The organism is Pseudomonas sp. LBUM1678, from assembly GCF_059695575.1.
The window spans coordinates 3,752,810-3,774,037 of sequence record NZ_CP166775.1; the positions used below are offsets into that span (position 1 = coordinate 3,752,810).

The window sequence follows — 21,228 nt, forward strand, 5'->3', positions numbered from 1 at the left end:
TCATGACTGTACTGGATACCAACACACGCATCGCGGTGATCGGCGCCGGGGCCATGGGCGCCGGCATTGCCCAGGTCGCGGCACAGGCCGGCCATTCGGTTCTGTTGCTGGACAATCGTCCGGGCGCCGCCGCCCAGGCCATCGATGGCATCGACCGACAGTTGGGTAAACGCGTCGAGAACGGCAAGCTGTCCGACGAATCCCGCAGCGCGACCCTTGCTCGCCTGCAAGCCGTGCAAGACATCGAAGCCCTGGCCGATTGCGCACTGATTATCGAAGCTATCGTCGAGAACCTTGAGGTCAAACGTGCCCTGTTCCGGCAGCTGGAAGACATTTGCGGCGAGCACTGCATCCTGGCCAGCAACACCTCGTCACTGTCGATTACCAGCATCGCCGCGCAACTGCGCCATCCGCAACGCCTGCTAGGCCTGCACTTCTTCAACCCGGCACCCGTTATGGCGCTGGTGGAAATCGTCTCGGGCCTGGCCAGCGATCCAGCCCTGGCGGCCTGCCTGTACGACACCGCCAGGGCCTGGGGCAAAAAACCGGTGCATACCCGCTCGACGCCAGGCTTTATCGTCAACCGCGTGGCCCGACCATTCTATGCCGAGAGCCTGCGCTTGCTTCAGGAGGGTGCCGCCGATCATCCGACACTGGATGCGCTGATGCGCGATGCCGGCGGCTTCGCCATGGGCGCGTTCGAATTGACTGACTTGATTGGCCATGACGTCAACTATGCCGTGACCTGCTCGGTGTTTGATGCCTATTACGGTGATAACCGCTTTCAGCCCTCGCTTATTCAAAAAGAACTGGTGGACGCCGGGCGCCTGGGACGAAAAAGCGGCCAAGGCTTTTACAGCTACGGCGAAGCTGCCGAACGCCCCGATCCCGCGTCAATCATTAGCAAGCGGCCCGTTGAAACGTGTGTCGCGGAAGGCAACCTGGGCATAGCACAACCTCTGATTTCACGCTTGCGCGAGCAAGGTGTTGAAGTTATCCAGCGCGATGGCCGCGGATTGCTGCGGGTCGGTGACGCCGTACTGGCACTGAGCGACGGGCGCATGGCCTGCCAACGCGCCAAAGAAGAAGGCCTGCACAACCTGATCCTTTTGGACCTGGTGTTCGACTACGCACAGTCCAGTCGAATCGCTATCAGCTATTGCGAGAACATTGATGACATCGCCCTTCAACAGGGTGTCGCTCTGCTGCAGCGGGCCGGCCTGAAAGTCAGCCAACTCAGCGACAGCCCTGCCCTTGCCGTACTTCGCACCGTGGTCATGCTCGCCAACGAAGCCGCCGACGCCTTGTTACAAGACGTCGCCTCAGCCAGCGACATCGACCTGGCGATGCGCGCCGGCGTCAATTACCCCCAAGGTCCCCTTGCCTGGGCCGATGCCATCGGGCTTTCGCATGTCCTTAAGGTGTTGGAAAACCTGCAAGCCAGTTATGGCGAAGAACGCTATCGGCCGTCGCTGCTATTGCGCCGCCGGGTCGCCGAAGGGAGAAATTTTCATGACTAACCACGAAGCGATGAACCTGGCCAGCACCTGCGCGCAAACAATGTTCAAGCGCGACGCCGCCAGTCAGGCCATGGGCATGCGCCTGCTCTCGGTGGCGCCAGGTGCAGCCCGCGTGGGCATGAGCGTGCGCGCCGACATGATTCAGGGCCACGGCACCTGCCACGGCGGTTACCTGTTTGCCCTCGCCGACTCGGCGTTTGCCTTTGCCTGCAACAGCTACAACGAGGCCACGGTCGCTATCGGCTGCAGCATCGACTACATCGCCCCGGCGCGCCTGGGCGACACCTTGAATGCCGACTGCATCGAGCAAAGCCGTTGCGGTCGCACCGGCAACTATGACGTACGCATTGAAAACCAACTGGGCCAGCTCATCGCGCTGTTCCATGGCAAATCCTACAAAGTGCGCGGCGCTGTGCTGACGCAGGAGAACCCGAATGAATGACGCCTTGATCATCGACGCGGTGCGGACCCCGATTGGCCGCTATGCCGGAGCCTTGAGCAGCGTGCGCGCCGACGACCTCGGCGCGGTGCCGCTGCGCGAATTGCTGCGCCGCCACCCGCAAGTCGACTGGAATGCCGTTGATGACGTGATCTACGGCTGCGCCAACCAGGCCGGCGAAGACAATCGCAACGTCGCGCGCATGTCGGCGCTGCTGGCCGGATTGCCGGTCAGCGTGCCCGGCACCACGCTCAACCGTCTATGCGGTTCCGGACTGGATGCCATCGGCACCGCCGCCCGGGCGATTCGCTGTGGCGAGGCCGGGTTGATGCTGGTCGGCGGTGTCGAATCGATGTCCCGTGCACCGCTGGTGATGGGCAAGGCCGAGCAAGCGTTTTCCCGCGATGCGCACATCTACGACACCACCATCGGCTGGCGTTTCGTCAATCCACTGATGAAAAAAGCCTACGGCATCGACTCCATGCCGGAGACCGCCGAGAACGTCGCCGAGCAGTTCAACATCTCCCGCGCCGATCAGGACGCCTTCGCCCTGCGCAGCCAGCAACGTGCCGGCGCGGCTCAGGCCAGCGGCCGCCTGGCCAAGGAAATCGTCGCGGTAGAAATCCCCCAGCGCAAAGGCCCGGGCAAAGTCGTCGAGCATGACGAACACCCGCGCGGCGATACCACGCTTGAGCAGTTGCAGAAGCTCGGCACGCCGTTTCGCGAAGGTGGCAGCATCACCGCCGGCAATGCGTCCGGGGTCAACGACGGCGCTTGCGCGCTGTTGCTGGCCAGCCCGGAAGTCGCCAAACGCCACGGCCTGAAGGCTCGCGGCCGGGTCGTCGCCATGGCCACCGCAGGCGTCGAACCACGGATCATGGGCATCGGCCCGCTGCCGGCGACGCGCAAGGTACTGGAACTGGCGAACTTAAGTCTGGCGGACATGGACGTGATCGAACTCAACGAAGCCTTTGCCGCCCAGGGCCTAGCGGTGTTGCGCGAACTCGGCCTGAGCGACACCGACCCGCGGGTCAATCCCAACGGCGGTGCCATTGCCCTCGGTCATCCGCTGGGCATGAGCGGCGCACGGCTGGTGACCACCGCCCTGCATGAATTGGAAGAACGTCAGGGTCGCTACGCCTTGTGCACCATGTGCATCGGCGTTGGCCAGGGCATCGCGCTGATCATCGAGCGCCTGTCCGACTAAAGAAACGCGATTCCCGGGGAACCGAGAGGTATCCTTGGGGCATGCACTCTAAGCCCTTGTGCGAAAGGGCTGAAACACAAAAATAATTCGAGTGAAGTTATGAACATACCAATTGCCAAAGCCGTGCTAGATCCAGTGCTGGACCCGATTGAAACCGCCAGCATCGACGAACTCCGCCAGCTCCAACTGGAGCGTCTGCGCTGGAGCCTTAAACACGCGTATCAGAACGTGCCGCTGTACCGTCAACGCTTCGATGCGCTGGGTGTGCACCCGGATGACATCCAGTCGCTGGAAGACTTGGCGAAGTTTCCTTTCACCACCAAATCCGACCTGCGCGACAACTACCCCTACGGCATGTTCGCCGTGCCGATGCATGACGTAGTGCGCCTGCATGCTTCCAGCGGCACCACCGGCAAACCGACCGTCGTTGGCTACACCCAGAACGACATCGACACCTGGGCCAACGTGGTCGCCCGCTCGATCCGCGCGGCGGGTGGCCGACGTGGCGACAAAGTGCATATTTCCTATGGTTACGGCCTGTTCACCGGCGGTCTCGGCGCCCACTACGGTGCCGAACGCCTGGGTTGCACGGTGATTCCGATGTCCGGCGGGCAGACTGAAAAGCAAGTGCAGCTGATCAAGGATTTCCAGCCAGACATCATCATGGTCACGCCGTCCTACATGCTCAACATCGCCGATGAAATCGAGCGTCAGGGCATCGACCCGCACAAACTGGCGCTGCGCCTGGGCATCTTCGGTGCCGAACCCTGGACCGCCGAGCTGCGCAGCGCCATCGAAAATCGCCTGGGCATTACCGCCCTGGACATCTACGGCCTATCGGAAATCATGGGGCCAGGCGTCGCCATGGAATGCGCCGAAACCAAGGACGGGCCGACGATCTGGGAAGACCACTTCTACCCGGAAATCATCGATCCGGTCACGGGTGAAGTGCTGCCGGACGGGCAGATGGGCGAGCTGGTGTTTACGTCGCTGAGTAAAGAAGCGCTGCCGATGATCCGCTATCGCACCCGCGACTTGACTCGCCTGTTGCCGGGCACTGCGCGGCCGATGCGACGTATCGACAAGATCACTGGACGCAGTGATGACATGTTGATCATTCGCGGGGTTAACGTGTTTCCGACGCAGATTGAGGAGCAGGTGCTGAAAACCAAACAGCTTGCGGAGTGTTATGAGATTCATCTGTATCGCAATGGCAACCTGGACAGCGTTGATGTGCATGTGGAGCTTAAGGCTGAACATCAGCATTTAGGGGATGACCAGCAGAAGGCTGTGTGTGCGGAGTTGAGCCGGCATATCAAGACGTATATCGGGATCAGTTCGCGGATTGTTTTGCAGCCTATGCATTCGATCAAGCGGTCTGAGGGTAAGGCTTGTCATGTGATGGATAAGCGTCCCAAAGGATGACTGCTGCACCCTTTATGGCCCCGCTTCGGCGGGGTTTTTTTTTGGATTTTGTATTGGGTGTATATCCATTTCTTAGGTGACGGCGGCGTAGGGCCGCCGTTACCGAAGAAACGGATACGCATACATAACCCCACCCCAAAAACAACCACTCATCCCAAAGCGATACAAAAACACATGCGACACTATATTTTGTGTTTGATATTAATTTCCGTATCGCTTATAAAGTTCTCTATGCCATCAAACAGATTCACGGCGGGAGCCCCCCCATGTACGCACAGCTCGTTGAAACCGGCGTCAAGCGCATAAAAGACCTGGCGGAGATGTCCGACCAGGAACGCGCTTTCCAGGAAAAAATCGATTCAGAAATCAAGATCGAAGCCAAAAACTGGATGCCCGATGCCTATCGCCAAACCCTCATCCGGCAGATCTCCCAGCACGCCCACTCCGAAATCGTCGGCATGCTGCCCGAAGGCAACTGGGTCACCCGCGCGCCATCGCTCAAACGCAAACTGCAATTGATGGCGAAGATTCAGGACGAAGCCGGCCACGGCCTATACCTCTACAGCGCCATGGAAACCTTGGGCGCCGACCGCGATGAAGAAATCGCCAAACTGCACAGCGGCAAGGCCAAGTACTCCAGCATCTTCAACTACCCAACCTTGAACTGGGCCGACATGGGCGCCGTGGGCTGGTTGGTGGACGGCGCCGCGATCGTCAATCAGGTCGTGTTGCAGCGCACCTCCTACGGCCCCTACTCCCGGGCCATGGTGCGGATCTGCAAGGAAGAAAGTTTTCACCAGCGCCAGGGTTACGAAATCCTCCTGACCATGATGCGCCACGGCAATCAGGCGCAAAAAGACATGGTCCAGGACGCGATCAATCGCCTGTGGTGGCCGTCGCTGATGATGTTCGGTCCAAGCGACGAACACTCGCCAAACAGCGCCCAGTCCATGGCCTGGAAAATCAAGCGCCAGAGCAACGACGAACTGCGCCAGCGCTTCATCGACCAGACCATCCCGCAGCTGGAACTGCTGGGTTGCACCTGCCCCGATCCGGACCTGAAGTGGAACGCCGAGCGCGGCCACTACGACTTCGGCGAAATCCAGTGGAGCGAGTTCTACGAAGTGCTCAAGGGCAACGGCCCGTGCAACCAGGAACGCGTCGCCACCCGCCGCAAAGCCATTGAAGACGGTACTTGGGTCCGCGAAGCCGCGGTCGCCCACGCTCGTAAAAAACAGAACAAGAACGCCGCCTGATCGGCCCCCTGATGTGGAGTCACTGAAATGTCTGAATGGACCCTTTTTGAAGTCTTCGTGCGCAGCAAGCACGGCCTCAACCACAAGCATGTCGGCAGCGTGCATGCCGCCGACACCACGATGGCGATCGAAAACGCCCGCGAACTGTACACCCGCCGCAGTGAAGGCGTAAGCCTGTGGGTGGTGCCCTCGGCGCTAATCACCGCTTCGTCGCCGGATGAGAAAGACCCGCTGTTCGACCCGTCGGACGACAAGGTTTACCGCCATGCCAGCTTCTACGAGCTGCCGGCCGAAGTCGGGCACATGTGAGGTCGACCATGGACAACAAGACTGATCTGATCGAACACCTGCTGCGCCTCGGCGACAGCGCCCTGATCCAGGGCCAGCGCCTGTGCCAGTGGTGCGGCAAGGCACCGGCACTGGAAGAAGAACTGGCGCTGATGAACGTCGGCCTCGACCTGGTGGGCCAGGCGCGCAACTGGCTGGAGTATGCCGCCGAACTGCTGGACGACGGCCGCGATGCCGATCATCTGGCCTTCCGCCGCGACGAGCGCGCCTACCGCAACCTGCTGCTGGTGGAACAACCCAACGGCGATTACGCGGCGACCATCCTCAAGCAGTTCCTCTATGACGCCTGGCACCTGCCGGTGTTGCAGGGCCTGAGCCAGTCCAGCGATGAACGCATCGCCGGGATCGCCGCCAAAGCGGTGAAGGAAGTGACCTATCACCTGCGCCGCTCCGGCGAGTGGGTCGAGCGTCTGGGTGACGGCACCGAGGAGAGCCACAAGCGCATGCTCGCGGCGATCCCCGAGGTCTGGCGCTTCACCATTGAACTGACCAGTGCCGATGACAGCGAACAACGTTTGCATGCAGCCGGCATCACCCCGGACGCCGCGCAAGTCGCTGCCGCCTGGCAAGCCAAGGTCAACGAGATTTTTGCCAGCGCCACCCTGCCCGTGCCGGTCGCACCCAGCTATTTCTACCTGAATGCGCGCAAGGGCCTGCACACCGAACACCTGGGCATCCTGCTGGCCGAAATGCAATTCCTGCCACGAGCGTACCCCGATGCAACCTGGTGAGCTGATCGCCAGCGACCTCGGCGCCCGGCCGGCTCAACCGACCGACCTGGCCGCCGCGTGGGCGATTTTGGCGGAGGTCATGGACCCGGAAGTGCCGGTGGTCAGCGTGGTCGACCTCGGCATCGTTCGCGATCTCGACTGGCAGGCCGGACATCTGCACGTGGTGGTCACACCGACTTACTCCGGTTGCCCCGCCACCGAAGTGATCGAAAGCGATATCCGCGAGGCGCTGGAACTCGCCGGGTTCAAAGCGCCGCAACTGGAACGCAAATTGACCCCGGCCTGGACCACCGACTGGATCACTGACAGCGGTCGCGAACGTCTGCGCGCCTACGGTATTGCGCCGCCAAACGGCAGCACCAGCAAGCGCAGCCTGCTCGGCGAAAGCCCGGTGATCGTCTGTCCGCAATGCGGCAGCGCACATACCGAAGTGCTCAGCGAGTTTGGCTCCACCGCGTGCAAGGCACTGTACCGCTGCTGCGACTGTCGGGAACCGTTCGACTATTTCAAGTGCATCTGAGCGGCAATCGGCCGTCCCAGCTGGAGAATAAAAATGAGTAAATTTCACAGCCTGACCATCAAGGATGTGCGCGCAGAGACCCGTGACGCGGTGTCCATCGCCTTCGAGATTCCGCAGCACTTGCAAGACAGTTTTCACTTCACCCAAGGCCAACACCTGGTGATGCGCACCCAGATGGACGGCGAAGAAGTGCGCCGTTCCTATTCGATTTGCACCGGGGTCAACGACGGTGAACTGCGCATCGCCATCAAGCGCGTGGCGGGCGGGCGTTTCTCGGCATTTGCCAATGAGCAGTTGAAGGCCGGGCACAGCCTGGAAGTGATGCCGCCGGCCGGGCACTTTCATGTCGAGCTCGACCCGACCCGCCATGGCAACTATCTGGCGGTCGCGGCGGGCAGCGGCATCACGCCGATCCTGTCGATCATCAAGACCACTCTGCAAACCGAGCCGCACAGCCGCGTCACGCTGCTGTACGGCAACCGCTCAAGTTCCGGCGCGTTGTTTCGCGAACAACTCGAAGACCTGAAAAACCGCTACTTGCAACGCTTGAATCTGATCTTCGTGTTCAGTCGCGAACAGCAGGATGTCGACCTGTACAACGGCCGGATCAACGCCGAGAAATGCGAGCAACTGTTCTCCCGCTGGCTCGACGTCAAAGCCCTCGACGCGGCCTTCATCTGCGGCCCGCAGGAAATGACCGAAACCGTGCACGACAGCCTCAAGGCCAAGGGCATGGCGCCCGAGCGTATCCACTTCGAACTGTTCGCCGCCGCTGGCAGCCAACAAAAACGCCAAGCGCGGGAGGCGGCTCGCCAGGTGGATGCCGCGGTCAGCCAGATCACCGTCATCAGCGACGGCCGTGCCCTGGCCTTCGACCTGCCGCGCAACAGCCAGAGCATTCTCGATGCCGGCAACGCCCTAGGCGCCGAACTGCCCTACTCGTGCAAGGCCGGCGTGTGCTCGACCTGCAAATGCAAGGTCATCGAAGGCGAAGTGGAAATGGACAGCAACCACGCCCTGGAAGACTACGAAGTGGCCGCCGGCTATGTGCTGTCGTGCCAGGCGTTTCCGGTGAGCGACAAAGTGGTGCTGGATTTCGACCAGCTCTGATCAACCCACGCCTGCAGGATCTGCGCTGTACCTGTGGGAGCGTGGCTTGCCCGCGATAAGGGCCGCAGGACCTTCATTCAGCTTGCAACCGTAAACCCGCTTCACCCCACAACAAAAACAACAACAGAGAGCGCGCCATGACACCCAAAGACGTAGAACTCATCCGCCAGCACCCCGACTTCATTCAGCTGGTACGCCGTAAACAGAACCTGTATTGGTCGCTGTCGCTGATCATGCTGGTGATCTATTTCGGCTTCGTCTTACTGGTGGCGTTCTCCCCCGCCACCCTCGGCCAATCCCTGAGCGGTGGCGTGACCACCGTGGGCATGTTGGTGGGTGTGGTGATCGTGGCACTGGCGTTCGCATTGACCGGTTTCTACGTCTATCGCGCTAACAACGTGATCGATCCGCTCAACGAAAAGCTCAAACAGGAGTGCGCCCGATGAGCCGGCTTCTGGCGTTATTCCTGCTACCTCTGGCCTTTGTCACTGACTTTGCGGCAGCGGCCGACGGCGCGTCCCGCCCATTGAACTGGAACGCCATCGGCATGTTCCTGGTGTTCGTGCTGTTCACCCTCGGTGTGACGCGTTGGGCTGCGCTGCGTACTCGCTCCGCCAGCGATTTCTACACCGCGGGCGGTGGCATGACCGGTTTTCAGAACGGTCTGGCGATTGCCGGCGACATGATCTCCGCGGCGTCCTTTCTGGGCATCTCGGCGATGATGTTCCTCAATGGCTATGACGGCTTGCTCTACGCCCTGGGAGTGTTGGCGGGCTGGCCGATCATTCTGTTCCTGATCGCCGAACGCCTGCGCAACCTCGGCAAATACACCTTCGCCGACGTGGTTTCCTATCGACTTGAACAAACCCCGGTGCGCCTGACCTCGGCCTTCGGCACCCTGACCGTGGCGCTGATGTACCTGGTGGCGCAGATGGTCGGCGCCGGCAAATTGATCGAGTTGCTGTTCGGCATCGACTACCTCTACGCGGTCATGCTGGTCGGCGTGTTGATGGTGTTCTACGTGACCTTCGGCGGCATGCTCGCCACCACCTGGGTGCAGATCATCAAGGCCGTGATGCTGCTGTTCGGCACCACGTTCATGGCGTTCATGGTGCTCAAGCATTTCGGTTTCAGCACCGAAGCGATGTTCGCCGGGGCCACTGCCGTGCACGCCAAGGGTAACGCGATCATGGCGCCCGGCGGTTTGCTGTCGAACCCGATCGATGCAATCTCGCTGGGTCTGGGCATGATGTTCGGCACCGCCGGCCTGCCGCATATCCTGATGCGTTTCTTCACCGTCAGCGATGCCAAGGAAGCGCGTAAAAGCGTGTTCTACGCCACCGGTTTTATCGGCTATTTCTACTTGCTACTGATCATTGTCGGCTTCGGTGCGATCGTCATGGTCGGCACCGATCCAGCGTTCCGTGATGCCAACGGCGCGATCATCGGCGGCGGCAACATGATCGCCGTGCACCTGGCCCAGGCCGTGGGCGGCAACCTGTTCCTCGGTTTCATCTCGGCGGTCGCCTTCGCCACCATTCTGGCGGTGGTGGCCGGACTGGCGCTGTCCGGCGCCTCGGCGGTATCCCACGATTTGTATGCCTGCGTAATGCGCAAAGGCCAGGCCAGCGAACAACAGGAGATTCGCGTCTCGCGGATTGCCACGCTGTGCATCGGTGTCCTGGCGATCATTCTCGGCCTGTTGTTTGAGTCGCAGAACATCGCGTTCCTGTCCGGACTGGTGCTGGCCATCGCCGCGTCGGTGAATTTCCCGGTGCTGTTCCTCTCGATGTACTGGAAAGGCCTGACCACCCGTGGCGCGGTCACCGGCAGCCTGGCTGGGCTGACCTCGGCGATTGTGTTGCTGATCCTCAGTCCCGCGGTGTGGGTCAACGTGCTGCATCACGACAAGGCACTGTTCCCCTACTCCAACCCGGCGCTGTTCTCCATGAGCCTGGCGTTCTTCAGCGCCTGGGTATTTTCCGTCACCGACACTTCGCCTCGTGCAGCACTTGAACGTGGCCGTTATCTGGCGCAGTTCATCCGTTCGATGACCGGGATTGGTGCCTCCGGCGCCAGCAAACACTAAGCAACGATTGATCTGATGCCAGGGAATAAAAACAATGAACCCCGCTCGTATCGCACCACAGAAATCGCTGCTGTCGTTAATGGCGGTGTTAAGCCTGCCGATGGTGGCGCCCAGCGCCATGGCCAACTTCATCAGCGACAGCAAGGCCCGAATTGAAATGCGCAACCATTACCTGAACCGCGATTTCCGTCAGGACAACGCCGCGCAATCCAAGGCCGAAGAATGGGCTCAGGGCTTCACCGCGCGCATCGAATCCGGTTACACCGACGGCATGTTTGGTTTCGGTCTCGACGCCCTGGGCGAACTGGGCCTGAAACTTGACTCCAGCTCCGACCGCCGCGGCACCGGCCTGCTGCCCTTTGGCCCCCAAAGCCATGAGCCGGCTGACGAGTTCAGCGAATTGGGGTTGACCGGCAAGCTGCGGGTCTCGAAAAGCGTATTGAAGCTCGGCACCCTACAACCGTTGCTCCCGGTGGTGGTCTACAACGACACCCGCCTGCTCAGTTCGACTTTTCAGGGCGGTTTGTTGACCAGCCAGGAAATCAGTGGCCTGACAGTGAACGCCGGGCGCCTGAGCAAGGCCAACCTGCGCGACTCCTCCAGCCGTGACGACATCGGCTACGGCGCCGCCAGCAGTGATGGCTTTGACTTCGCTGGTGGCAGTTACGCCTTCAGCCCGCAGCTGAGCCTCAGCTACTACTACGGCAAACTCGAGCAGGTCTATCGCCAGCAGTTCGCCGGCCTGGTGCACACCCAGCCGCTGGGCAACGGTTTCAGCCTGCGCAGCGACCTGCGTTACTTCGACAGCCGCGGCGACGGTGCCGAGCGTGCCGGACGGATCGACAACCGCAACCTCAATGGCATGTTCACCCTGGCCCACGGCGCCCACAAAGTCAGCGCCAGCTACCAGCAGTTGTCCGGCGACAGCGCCTTTCCGTTCCTCAACGGCGGCGACCCGTACGTGGTCAACCTGGTGACCTACAACACCTACACCCGCGCCGACGAGGACTCCTGGCAGCTGCGTTACGACTATGACTTCGCGGCGCAAGGCATTCCCGGCCTGACCTTCATGACGCGCTACACCGACGGTCGCCACGTCAAGGCCGGCAGCGTCGACAACGGCCGCGAGCGGGAACGCGACACCGACATCAGTTACGTCATCCAGAGCGGCGTGTTCAAGGACGTCAGCCTGCGCTGGCGCAACGTGACCTTCCGTTCCGGCAATGGCTTGAATACCGCCCTCGATGAGAACCGGCTGATTGTCGGTTACACCCTGGCGCTTTGGTAACCCCTGAATGGCGCGGTCGCGGCCGCGTCAACACCTTTCATAACCTGGAGGAATCGTGATGCCTCACGCCCCTACCCTGCAAAGTTTCATCGCCGGTCGCTGGATCGGCCAACACGGCGCTCAGGTGCTGCGCAGCGCCATCGATGGCCATGAAATTGCACGCACCCATGAAGAGCGTCCGGACTTCGCCGAAGCCGTCGAGCACGGTCGTCGCCAAGGCGTCAGCGGCCTGATGGCGCTGGACTTCCAGCAACGGGCGCAACGTCTCAAGGCCCTGGCCTTGTACCTGAGCGAACGCAAGGAACAGCTCTACGCCATTTCGCACCACAGCGGCGCGACCCGTGCCGACAGCTGGATCGACATCGAGGGCGGCAACAGCACGCTGTTCACCTACGCCAGCCTCGGCTCGCGCGAACTGCCATCGGGCAACATCGTCCACGAAGGCCCGGCGATGCAACTGAGTAAACTCGGCACCTTCGCCGGCACGCATATCCTGGTGCCCCGTGGCGGGCTCGCGGTGCACATCAATGCGTTCAACTTCCCGATCTGGGGCATGCTGGAAAAATTTGCCCCGAGCTTCCTCGCCGGCATGCCATGCATCGTCAAACCGGCCAGCGCCACCAGCTACCTGACTGAAGCCGTGGTTCGGCTGATGGACGAATCCGGTTTGTTGCCGGCGGGTAGCCTGCAATTGATCATCGGCAGCACCGGTGACTTGCTCGACCGCCTGCAAGGCCAGGACGTGGTGACCTTCACCGGTTCGGCCGACACCGCGGCCAAACTGCGGGTCAACCCGAACCTGATCCGCAACTCGGTGCCGTTCAACGCCGAAGCCGACTCGCTGAACTGCGCGATCCTCGCCCCGGACGTCACCCCGGACGACGAAGAATTCGAACTGTTCATCAAGGAAGTCGCCCGTGAGATGACCACCAAGGCCGGGCAGAAATGCACCGCCATTCGCCGCGCCATCGTTCCGGCCAAGCACATCGATGCCGTCGCCACCCGCCTGCGTGACCGACTGAAAAAAGTCGTGGTTGGCGACCCGTCGGTGGAAGGCGTGCGCATGGGCGCACTGGCCTCTCATGATCAGCAAAAGGACGTCGCCGAGCGTCTGGAAAGCCTGCTGCAGAGCAGCGACATGCTGTTCGGCGCCCGCGACGGTTTCGAACCGCGCGGTGAAAACGTCAACCAGGGTGCGTTCTTTGCGCCGACGTTGCTGCAATCGCGCGATCCGCACGCCGAAGGGGGTGCTCACGATATCGAAGCGTTCGGCCCGGTCAGCACGCTGATGGCCTACGACGACCTGGACGAAGCCCTCGCCCTGGCTGCACGCGGCAAAGGCAGCCTGGTGGCGAGTCTGATCACCAAGGACCCGCTGATCGCCGCCAAAGCGATCCCGGTCGCCGCTGCCTGGCACGGCCGTTTGCTGGTGCTCGACCGCGAATCCGCCGCCGAATCCACCGGCCACGGTTCGCCACTGCCGCAACTCAAACACGGCGGCCCGGGGCGTGCCGGCGGCGGTGAAGAACTCGGCGGTTTGCGCGCGGTGAAACACTACCTGCAACGCGCGGCGGTGCAAGGCTCGCCGACCATGCTGGCGGCGGTCACCGGCGAATACGTACGGGGCGCCAAGGTCATCGAAACCGAAGTACATCCGTTCCGTCGGTTCTTCCAGGATTTGCAGATCGGCGAATCGCTGCTGACGCACCGTCGCACCGTGACCGAAGCGGATCTGGTGAACTTCGGTTGCCTCTCTGGCGACCATTTCTACATGCACGTCGATGACATCGCCGCCAAGGAATCGCAATTCGGTAAACGCATCGCCCACGGTTACTTCGTGCTGTCGGCGGCGGCGGGCCTGTTCGTGTCGCCAGCACCCGGCCCGGTTCTGGCCAATTACGGTCTGGATACTTTGCGCTTTATCACTCCAGTGGGCATCGGCGACACGATTCAGGCGCGCCTGACCTGCAAACGCAAAATCGATCAGGGCAAAAAGAGCCCGCAAGGCATACCTCAAGGGGTGGTGGCATGGGATGTAGAAGTCACCAATCAGTTGGGAGAACTGGTTGCCAGTTATGACATTTTGACCTTGGTGGTGAAGCGCGAGGAGTAAAACCGCAACCTGCAAGGGATTATCTCTCTCATGAGGTAATCCCTTTCTTTCTGTTGCGGACAACTACTCGCCTCTCGATCACCAACGCTGTTATGCCTACCAGAACTTCCATCTGTAAGTCGTGATCAGCCGGTTCTCATCGAAGTCGGCACCGTAGCGTGTCTTCACCTTGATGTTGCGCCCCTCGAAACCCAGCCCTTGAAGCGGACCGCTCTGCACCACATAGGACATGACGAAGTTGCGTTCGCTCTCGACGTTATCCGCAAGGTTCGCTCCACAGTTGATTTCGACGCCGCGTAGATAACGGGTCATGAACTTGAGGCCGGAACACCCAACGCGGCGAAATCATAGTCATAACGCGCTTGCCAGGAGCGCTCGCTGGCTTTGTAGAAAGCGACGGTCGACCAGTTCACAAGATAAGGCTGCGGCGCATAACCAATTGAGTAGCGGGAAGGCGTCGTCGCCGAACATGCGTTGATAGCCGAGCGTGTAGGTGTTTCCTCCTTTTCTCAGCGCCGTCATAAGGCCCAGCGATCGGCTATCGAGGTTACCCGACAGCTGCTTTCCCCTCCTCGCGATTGTTGTAACGGACATCGTTCTTGAGGCTATAACCGTCCCCAAAATTCAAGGTGTACGCGAGCCCGAGGTAATGTTGCTGGTAGATGTCTTGCAGTTGACCGAAGTAATAGGTGGCGTTGAGCGCAGGGGTAAAGTCGTAACGCGCACCAGCGAAATTGAGTCCGTCGCTGCTCTGGGCAGGACTGTCGCCGAACAGGTAGATGTCCTCCCGATTGGACGATTCTCGCGTGGATATCTCTCCTTAAGGGACTGTCATAAATTTTGTGTTCGGGCATAACATGTTGAAGAGGTGCATGTATGCCGACCAAAAAGAAACCGGCCCGCGAGGCCCAGCGTGACCTTCCATCCATTCCAAAAGAGCTGATCGACCAGTTCGTAAACGGTCCGATGAGTGCCGAAGCCATTCAGGACGCTTCGATGGCGTTCAAAAAGGCACTCATCGAGCGAGGTTGGGGCACCACCTTGGCTATCCTCAGGGCGCGGAGCGTCCTGAGGATTCGAGCAACCAGCGCAACGGTAAAAGCGGCAAGACCGTACTGACCGATGACGGCCCGCTGCGCCTGGACATCCCCAGAGACCGTGATGGTAGCTTTGCTCCGATCCTGATCCCCAAGCACGAACGCCGTTTTACCGGATTCGATGACAAGATCATTGCGATGTATGCCCGCGGCATGAGTGTTCGCGAGATTCGTGCATTTCTCTCGGAGCAATACGGGACGGACGTCTCCCATGACTTCATCAGCTCCGTCACCGATGCTGTTCTGGAAGAAGTCAGTACCTGGCAGCAACGCCCCCTTGAACCCATGTACCCAGTCATTTTCTTCGATGCTCTGCGGGTCAAGATCCGTGACGAAGGGGTGGTTCGCAACAAAGGCCATTTGCTTAGCCCTGGGCGTATTGCCGGACGGTACACGAGATATTTCTGGGCATCTGGATTGAAACGACCGAGGGTGCGCCCTTGACCAAGCCCCCCCCTGCGAGCTGGCCACTCCAGCTGCGACAAACGCGTACCGCGGATACCACTCTAGGTACCGATAGCGATACATCGACGCCTCCTCGCCAAGCATTGTTTTTCAGAGCTACACAGCTATCTCCCTTCCGCTAATCGGATATTGACAGCGACCAAACAATCCACAGGCACGACTCAGTGAAGGCCTTACGCTAGGCCAGCTCCTCGAAGCTGATTGAACGCCAACCCGGCGCTCTATCCATTTCCGGCACAATTTCAGAGAGACGCCTAGGAGAGGAATAGAACTTGCCTTCACATTTAGTGATCATCCAATGGCGCTGCAAACATGAACAACAATTTCCTGGCCCAACCGCCGAGTGCACAGCCACCTTACCTGAGCCGCATACAGACCCACGACCCCGACGAGCACGCTCGTCACCTGAGTGGCTGGCGCCTTAGTTACGATCAATTGAGTCATGGCCGCTTCGAAGGTGAACTCGACGAGTTTCGTTCGGACAAGATTCAGATGATCCGCGACCGCTCTAATCAGGCCATGACGAAGAAAGGCGCGGGGGCTGAAGGTACGATTGCCTTCTGCGTCACGCTGAAGAACCACGATGACGTGTACTGCTCCGGACACCAGATCACCGAGCCCTGCGTGATGGTGGCGCATAGCGATAATATGCCTGAACTCAAGGTCCCGGAGATCGTCGACATCCTCTTGGTCGCCATCGATCAGGGATCGCTACAACATACACTTGAGCGTCAAGGTAGCAGCTTTCGTATTACCGATTTCCCCAAGTGTTACCCGATCGGCGATTCGCTCGCGTGGCACGAGCTAAAATGGTTGGTTACTGAACTGGCAAGGGCATCACCAAGCGGCAATGAACTTCAGCAGAAGACGATTCGCAGCGACATCAGCGATACAGTGATCATGCACCTGATCGACTTGGTCACCAGCGACGAAACACTTTCACTCAAACCGACAGCGCGTAAACGCACGGTTGACAGAGCCTGTGAGTACGCAATGAGCCACCTGGACGAACCCTTCTCAATCCTTGATCTTTGCAACAGCATTGGTGCAAGCCGACGGAAATTGCAGTATTGCTTTCAGGAGGCGTTAGGCACCAACGCCGTCGCTTATCTTCGAGCACTACGCCTCAATTCAGTGCGTCGTGAGCTTCGAGAAAGCGGCACGACACAGGTAATACAGACGGTCGCGGAGCGTTGGGGCTTCTGGCATATTGGCCGCTTCTCCGTCGATTATCATACTATGTTCGGCGAACGCCCCTCTCAAACGTTAAGACGTTAATCTGTGCTGAAATTGGATATAAAAAAACATAGCCGCACAACATGATGCCCTCACTTCGCCGACCCGCATGAGGACATCCCATGAACAACAAGACTAATAACTGCACAAAACACTTCGTGGCACTCACAGTCAGCCTACTGGGCGCATGGACGTCGGCAGAGGCAACCGAGAATGGAAGCCCAACCACTACCTTCGGTGTTTATGATTTCGGGGCAGGCATGACCCCTCCGCCCACCGCAAATGGAACCGTAGGAGTACGAACCGGTTACTATTCCGCCAGGACTCTAAAGGACAGCCATGGCAACCGTTCTGACAACGATTTCTCTCTCGACATACTCAGCATCTCCGCCTCTTATTTGCGGATGACCGAGCACACCCTGTTGGGTGCCAACTACGGATTCGGTGTCGTGCTTCCATTGTTCAAGATGGACGCTGAACTCAACGTGCAGACTCCGGCCGGCCCAATGAAGCTCGAAGCCGATCCGTTTCGAATGTCTGATGCGGTCTTCATTCCATTAATACTTCAATGGAACTTATCGCCCAACTTGTTCGTAAACACATCCCTGGCCATCACAGCCCCAACCGGCGATTACGATAAGAATCGTTTGGTCTCACCCGGCCTTAACCACTGGACCTACTCGCCCGCCTTCAATGCCACCTACATCACCGATAGCGGCTTCGAGGTTTCATCAAGCTTTCAAGTCGATTTCAGCACCCGCAATAAAGCCACCGACTACAAGAACGGTATCGAGTATCGACACGAGTTCGCCGCAGGACAGCATATCGGCCCATGGACCGTCGGATTGGGAGGCTTTTATTACCGTCAAGTCAGCGACGATAACGCTCCCAATCTAACAATCGGAAACCGATCGAGAGCTCTTGCCATTGGTCCCGCAGTGGCCTATTTCAAGCCAGGACTTCCACCTATATCGGCGCACATATACAAGGAGTTCGATGCGCGAAACCGACCTGAAGGTTACACCTTCGCCGTGCGCGTCTCGCAAAGCTTCTGAGCCTTTGGACAACGAGCCTGCAAATTCAGGCGACAGGACTTGTACCAGCGTCTCGGCACCACCCACATACACCCACATAAACCAAACACTGTCATTGTGTCTGTCGAACACCTATTACTCAAAGGGTAATCACTCGAACAGGCCAATGACCTCTCGTGAACAAAAATCAGAGAATGACACCCATAATCCCCAAGGAGCAGCTACATAATATTGAATATAAATTGGTCGCCATGATAGCCAGTCAGAACCCCAAGTGTGTTGCCGAACCGTTCGCAAAGATGAGCGCCTTCTTCCCGAAGGCGCCCTCTCGTAGTCCAATTCGCAATCGCCGAACTCTTAAAGATCCGGGCTCCAAAAGCTTCATAGACGAAACTTACACAACCAAGAGTTCTATGGTGATGAATATGTTGCAACAGAAATAGTTGCGCTCGAACTTTTTGCGCCTCCTTTCCTGCTATGAAAGAACACTATTTGGCCACTTGAAAACATCTCGATGGCGCCTGGCAATTGCATTGAGACATAATCAACCGAGATCACCTACCGAATAACAGCCCGACCTGAACAACCCACCTAGACAGGTGATTTGTGAAAAGCAACGACTTGCACAATGACGCTTTATTTTTGTTGATCAGCCCGATTACTATCCAATGTCAACATTCCAATCATTAAGCTTTCCCAATCCACCCCACAATTAAGGTAATTACTCACACACAGAGAACTATCAAGAGCCTTCCCGAGAAGCATCCAAAGCCTTAGAACCCGCATGGAAATTTGGCTCAAACACAGGATTACGGGGCAGCAATTTACCGTAACGCTGGCCATCCCTATGCCAGTCCCGGTACAACTCAAAACCTTGCCAACTTGGAACATAGAAACAACAAGAACTGTTTCGCGACAACTGCTACACAGCTTTTTCTTCCCACCTTACACGACTTAGCGTTTCCGACGGCAACTCATTGAATCTATTTTTATATTCAGAACTGAAACGACTCAAGTGCCAGAATCCCCAACTAGCTACAACATCTTTTACTTGCACCGTCCGATCACCTGCATTTATCAGATCACGGCGAGCACCATTCAGCCTGAGCAGTCGAAGGTAGCTCACTGGATTGATATTTCGCCCGGCCAAAAGAACCGCCCTTGATTCAAGCGCCGGGCGGCAAGCCAAATCCCTACACCGTCATACACCAACACTTTCATGCGATTGGCACGGCGGTTGGCGAACAGATAAGCACAGTGCGGCTTCGCCGCACCGAACACGGCCACGACCCGCGCCAGCGCGGTTTCAGTGCCGGCGCGCATGTCCATGGGCTCGGTGGCGAGCCAGATGGAGTCGATGCGGATCATCGCAGCAGGTCTCGCAGGAAAGCAGAACACGCCGCAGCATTTTCTGCCGGCCAACTCACAACGACTAGGCCTTTTGAATGAGGCACTTCGATTCGAATCGTGGCCGGAAGAACTTGAGGTGCCACTGTCGAAGACAATGCCTTGACCGGAATAAAGGCAGTTTGCAGTGCCAGGTTTTTCTGTGCATGCAGCCGAATCCATTTATGGACAAGGTTTGCATTGAGGTTGTGGGTCAAAGCGACATTGGCAATTGAGGTATCAGGCTGGGCGCACTCGGCAATGACCTGGGCCTTGAAGCACTTGGAATAGGAACGGCGTTCTTGTGGCATGGGCGTCCGCTTAAAAAGGCTAGAAATGGTGTCCACTTAATTTAGGTGGACACCTATCGCCTCAAGCGACGATGTCAGGAAGGTGTGTTGGCCGGACGGTTACCCAGGGCGGAGTCTTTTTTTGGGCCTTCGTAAGGCTTTCGAATGGTCTGGACAATCTCATTCATGGACCGAACTCCACCTAATGCGAATTGAAGGTAGATCGCGTCGTCCCTTTGCGATTTGCATCTTGTTAGGGCTAACAGAGAAATCCCTCCAAGGTGTTTTCTACTGGTATTGACCCCATTGCAGTCCAGCGCAGATAAGCCGCGAATCCTGTTATCTCATCCGCCGATGTATGACATTTCTACTTTCGCCACACCGGCGCCGCCTGCAATTTGATCAACGTTGCCTCTTAGCTCTGAATACCGATCGGTACGCCCTTCCCAGATACTCGCGACTGTCGTGTAGATGCTGTCATCACTCCACCCGTTCCTAATCAGCGTTCGAAGGTCGTGGCCGTGCCCAGAAAACAGGCAGGAGTAGAGTCGACCCTCGGCTGATAAACGAGCGCGGTTACACTCGCCACAAAATGCATGAGTCACGCTGGAGATGACTCCAATCTCACCGCTGCCATCGAGATAGCCCCAACGTTGGGAGGTATCACCGCTGCGTTCCGAATCGAGTTGGCGTAGTGGGAACTGAGCGCTGATGACCTGGACGACATCGTCTGAGGGCATCACTTCATCCATCTTCCATTGATTCGATGTACCCACATCCATGTATTCGATGAAGCGCAGCACTATCCCTGATCCTTTGAAATGCGTAGCCATCGGTAGGATTTCCTTATCATTGGTCCCGCGCTTTACCACCATGTTGATTTTTATTGGTGACAGCCCAACTGCGTGAGCTGCATCAATCCCTTTCAAGACATCCGTCACAGAAAAGCCGACGTCGTTCATCTTCTTAAAAAGTGAATCATTTAGGGCGTCGAGGCTTACGGTGACTCTTGATAATCCTGCGTCTTTTAAAGCCCGCGCTTTCGGCGCGAGAAGGGAACCATTGGTGGTGAGGGTAATGTCGAGTTGCTCACCTTTGGGAGTGGTTAAGGAGGCTAAACGCTCAATCAAATACTCAAGGTTTTTCCTGAGCAAAGGCTCCCCTCCAGTAAGTCGAATTTTCTCCACGCCGAGCCTCACGAACACCCGAGCCACTCGCTCAATTTCCTCAAAAGATAGGAGAGAGCTTTGTTTTAGAAATGCGTGATCCCTACCGAAGGCTTTTTTGGGCATGCAGTAAACACATCTAAAATTACACCGGTCCGTTACCGAAATTCGAAGGTCCCGCAGCTCTCGTGCAAACTGGTCAGCAAGCAGACCTGTTGTAGAAACGCTGGTGATCAACGGCCTCCGAAGGAGGTCGACCGTGGGAATAAGAGAGGAATGTGTGAGCATATTTTTAAGATCAGCCAAGCTTCAGGCTCCGGTCTAAACGCCCTCCGCATGAGCCCTTCGGGAATGAAGGACAAGCAACTCAGCAAACTGATAGGAACCCGAAAGCATCACCATCACTCGATGCCCTTCACCGTACCCACCGATAACGCTCTAGACCGAAGTCGCACATATTCTTAGTTTTGGTGGGAGCTGAGTGCAGGCTCACCACACCTGCACTCAT

Annotated in this window: 18 protein-coding genes and 3 pseudogenes; 16 read left to right on the forward strand and 5 right to left on the reverse strand. The window is 58.3% G+C overall.

The window, feature by feature from the left end; translation table 11 throughout:
- Positions 1-2 precede the first annotated feature (2 nt).
- The 13 genes from paaH (at position 3) to paaZ (ending at position 14,046) form a co-directional block, all read left to right on the forward strand.
- Positions 3-1,520, forward strand: a complete 1,518-nt coding sequence (gene paaH / locus ACA070_RS16985) for a 3-hydroxyacyl-CoA dehydrogenase PaaH (RefSeq protein ID WP_497447573.1) — start codon at positions 3-5, stop codon at positions 1,518-1,520.
- Positions 1,513-1,962 carry a hydroxyphenylacetyl-CoA thioesterase PaaI gene (gene paaI / locus ACA070_RS16990; RefSeq protein WP_426117199.1) on the forward strand — a complete coding sequence of 150 codons (450 nt, stop codon included), beginning with the start codon at positions 1,513-1,515 and terminating at the stop codon, positions 1,960-1,962. The genes paaH and paaI overlap by 8 nt, the downstream gene beginning before the upstream one ends.
- Positions 1,955-3,166: a 3-oxoadipyl-CoA thiolase gene (gene pcaF, locus ACA070_RS16995; RefSeq protein WP_497447574.1), complete on the forward strand. Its 1,212-nt coding sequence runs from the start codon at positions 1,955-1,957 to the stop codon at positions 3,164-3,166. Before paaI ends, pcaF begins: the two co-directional genes overlap by 8 nt.
- A 99-nt stretch (positions 3,167-3,265) precedes the next feature.
- Positions 3,266-4,591 (forward strand): phenylacetate--CoA ligase PaaK, encoded by a 1,326-nt coding sequence (gene paaK / locus ACA070_RS17000; protein ID WP_497447575.1) that lies wholly within the window; start codon positions 3,266-3,268, stop codon positions 4,589-4,591.
- A gap of 266 nt (positions 4,592-4,857) precedes the next feature.
- Positions 4,858-5,847, forward strand: coding sequence for a 1,2-phenylacetyl-CoA epoxidase subunit PaaA (paaA, locus tag ACA070_RS17005; protein WP_426117205.1), 990 nt, complete (start codon positions 4,858-4,860; stop codon positions 5,845-5,847).
- Between the two features lie 27 nt (positions 5,848-5,874).
- Positions 5,875-6,156: a 1,2-phenylacetyl-CoA epoxidase subunit PaaB gene (gene paaB, locus ACA070_RS17010; protein WP_007943393.1), complete on the forward strand. Its 282-nt coding sequence runs from the start codon at positions 5,875-5,877 to the stop codon at positions 6,154-6,156.
- A gap of 8 nt (positions 6,157-6,164) precedes the next feature.
- The gene (paaC, locus tag ACA070_RS17015; RefSeq protein ID WP_497447576.1) at positions 6,165-6,926 is read left to right on the forward strand and encodes a 1,2-phenylacetyl-CoA epoxidase subunit PaaC; all 762 of its coding nucleotides are present in this window, start codon (positions 6,165-6,167) and stop codon (positions 6,924-6,926) included.
- Positions 6,913-7,446, forward strand: coding sequence for a 1,2-phenylacetyl-CoA epoxidase subunit PaaD (gene paaD, locus ACA070_RS17020; RefSeq protein ID WP_426117210.1), 534 nt, complete (start codon positions 6,913-6,915; stop codon positions 7,444-7,446). The genes paaC and paaD overlap by 14 nt, the downstream gene beginning before the upstream one ends.
- Before the next feature lie 33 nt (positions 7,447-7,479).
- Positions 7,480-8,556, forward strand: a complete 1,077-nt coding sequence (paaE, locus tag ACA070_RS17025; protein WP_497447577.1) for a 1,2-phenylacetyl-CoA epoxidase subunit PaaE — start codon at positions 7,480-7,482, stop codon at positions 8,554-8,556.
- Between the two features lie 137 nt (positions 8,557-8,693).
- Positions 8,694-9,002, forward strand: coding sequence for a DUF485 domain-containing protein (locus ACA070_RS17030; RefSeq protein ID WP_497447578.1), 309 nt, complete (start codon positions 8,694-8,696; stop codon positions 9,000-9,002).
- A complete protein-coding gene (locus ACA070_RS17035) occupies positions 8,999-10,645 on the forward strand; it encodes a cation acetate symporter (RefSeq protein WP_497447579.1) in 1,647 nt (548 codons plus the stop codon). Before ACA070_RS17030 ends, ACA070_RS17035 begins: the two co-directional genes overlap by 4 nt.
- Before the next feature lie 34 nt (positions 10,646-10,679).
- Positions 10,680-11,933, forward strand: a complete 1,254-nt coding sequence (locus tag ACA070_RS17040) for an OprD family porin (protein ID WP_497447580.1) — start codon at positions 10,680-10,682, stop codon at positions 11,931-11,933.
- 58 nt (positions 11,934-11,991) lie between these two features.
- Positions 11,992-14,046, forward strand: coding sequence for a phenylacetic acid degradation bifunctional protein PaaZ (gene paaZ, locus ACA070_RS17045; RefSeq protein ID WP_497447581.1), 2,055 nt, complete (start codon positions 11,992-11,994; stop codon positions 14,044-14,046).
- 96 nt (positions 14,047-14,142) lie between these two features.
- Here the strand turns inward: paaZ and ACA070_RS17050 are convergent.
- Positions 14,143-14,863 (reverse strand): annotated as a pseudogene (locus ACA070_RS17050) (OprD family outer membrane porin); the annotation flags it as partial.
- 59 nt (positions 14,864-14,922) lie between these two features.
- Between ACA070_RS17050 and ACA070_RS17055 the strand changes: the two are divergent.
- The 3 genes and pseudogenes from ACA070_RS17055 to ACA070_RS17065 all read left to right on the forward strand — a co-directional run.
- A pseudogene (locus ACA070_RS17055) lies at positions 14,923-15,580 on the forward strand (IS256 family transposase); the annotation flags it as partial.
- A gap of 340 nt (positions 15,581-15,920) precedes the next feature.
- Positions 15,921-16,886: a helix-turn-helix domain-containing protein gene (locus tag ACA070_RS17060; protein WP_497447582.1), complete on the forward strand. Its 966-nt coding sequence runs from the start codon at positions 15,921-15,923 to the stop codon at positions 16,884-16,886.
- An 80-nt stretch (positions 16,887-16,966) separates the two neighbouring features.
- Positions 16,967-17,899 (forward strand): SphA family protein, encoded by a 933-nt coding sequence (locus ACA070_RS17065; protein WP_497447583.1) that lies wholly within the window; start codon positions 16,967-16,969, stop codon positions 17,897-17,899.
- A gap of 901 nt (positions 17,900-18,800) precedes the next feature.
- On the opposite strand, the pseudogene ACA070_RS17070 reads toward ACA070_RS17065, so the two are convergent.
- The 4 genes and pseudogenes from ACA070_RS17070 to moaA all read right to left on the reverse strand — a co-directional run.
- A pseudogene (locus ACA070_RS17070) lies at positions 18,801-19,013 on the reverse strand (helix-turn-helix domain-containing protein); the annotation flags it as partial.
- Positions 19,001-19,246, reverse strand: a complete 246-nt coding sequence (gene tnpB, locus ACA070_RS17075; protein WP_497447584.1) for an IS66 family insertion sequence element accessory protein TnpB — start codon at positions 19,244-19,246, stop codon at positions 19,001-19,003. The pseudogene ACA070_RS17070 and the gene tnpB, both read right to left, overlap by 13 nt.
- Positions 19,243-19,575 (reverse strand): IS66-like element accessory protein TnpA, encoded by a 333-nt coding sequence (gene tnpA, locus ACA070_RS17080; RefSeq protein WP_497447585.1) that lies wholly within the window; start codon positions 19,573-19,575, stop codon positions 19,243-19,245. Before tnpA ends, tnpB begins: the two co-directional genes overlap by 4 nt.
- Positions 19,576-19,898: 323 nt before the next feature.
- Entirely contained in the window at positions 19,899-21,008 is a 1,110-nt protein-coding gene (moaA, locus tag ACA070_RS17085; RefSeq protein ID WP_497451969.1) for a GTP 3',8-cyclase MoaA, read from the reverse strand.
- Positions 21,009-21,228 lie beyond the last annotated feature (220 nt).

Coding starts and splice junctions, on each gene's coding strand:
- paaH (WP_497447573.1), top strand. CDS start 3: ATGACTGTACTGGATACCAACACACGCATCGCGGTGATCGGCGCCGGG.
- paaI (WP_426117199.1), top strand. CDS start 1,513: ATGACTAACCACGAAGCGATGAACCTGGCCAGCACCTGCGCGCAAACA.
- pcaF (WP_497447574.1), top strand. CDS start 1,955: ATGAATGACGCCTTGATCATCGACGCGGTGCGGACCCCGATTGGCCGC.
- paaK (WP_497447575.1), top strand. CDS start 3,266: ATGAACATACCAATTGCCAAAGCCGTGCTAGATCCAGTGCTGGACCCG.
- paaA (WP_426117205.1), top strand. CDS start 4,858: ATGTACGCACAGCTCGTTGAAACCGGCGTCAAGCGCATAAAAGACCTG.
- paaB (WP_007943393.1), top strand. CDS start 5,875: ATGTCTGAATGGACCCTTTTTGAAGTCTTCGTGCGCAGCAAGCACGGC.
- paaC (WP_497447576.1), top strand. CDS start 6,165: ATGGACAACAAGACTGATCTGATCGAACACCTGCTGCGCCTCGGCGAC.
- paaD (WP_426117210.1), top strand. CDS start 6,913: ATGCAACCTGGTGAGCTGATCGCCAGCGACCTCGGCGCCCGGCCGGCT.
- paaE (WP_497447577.1), top strand. CDS start 7,480: ATGAGTAAATTTCACAGCCTGACCATCAAGGATGTGCGCGCAGAGACC.
- ACA070_RS17030 (WP_497447578.1), top strand. CDS start 8,694: ATGACACCCAAAGACGTAGAACTCATCCGCCAGCACCCCGACTTCATT.
- ACA070_RS17035 (WP_497447579.1), top strand. CDS start 8,999: ATGAGCCGGCTTCTGGCGTTATTCCTGCTACCTCTGGCCTTTGTCACT.
- ACA070_RS17040 (WP_497447580.1), top strand. CDS start 10,680: ATGAACCCCGCTCGTATCGCACCACAGAAATCGCTGCTGTCGTTAATG.
- paaZ (WP_497447581.1), top strand. CDS start 11,992: ATGCCTCACGCCCCTACCCTGCAAAGTTTCATCGCCGGTCGCTGGATC.
- ACA070_RS17060 (WP_497447582.1), top strand. CDS start 15,921: ATGAACAACAATTTCCTGGCCCAACCGCCGAGTGCACAGCCACCTTAC.
- ACA070_RS17065 (WP_497447583.1), top strand. CDS start 16,967: ATGAACAACAAGACTAATAACTGCACAAAACACTTCGTGGCACTCACA.
- tnpB (WP_497447584.1), bottom strand. CDS start 19,246: ATGATCCGCATCGACTCCATCTGGCTCGCCACCGAGCCCATGGACATG.
- tnpA (WP_497447585.1), bottom strand. CDS start 19,575: ATGCCACAAGAACGCCGTTCCTATTCCAAGTGCTTCAAGGCCCAGGTC.
- moaA (WP_497451969.1), bottom strand. CDS start 21,008: ATGCTCACACATTCCTCTCTTATTCCCACGGTCGACCTCCTTCGGAGG.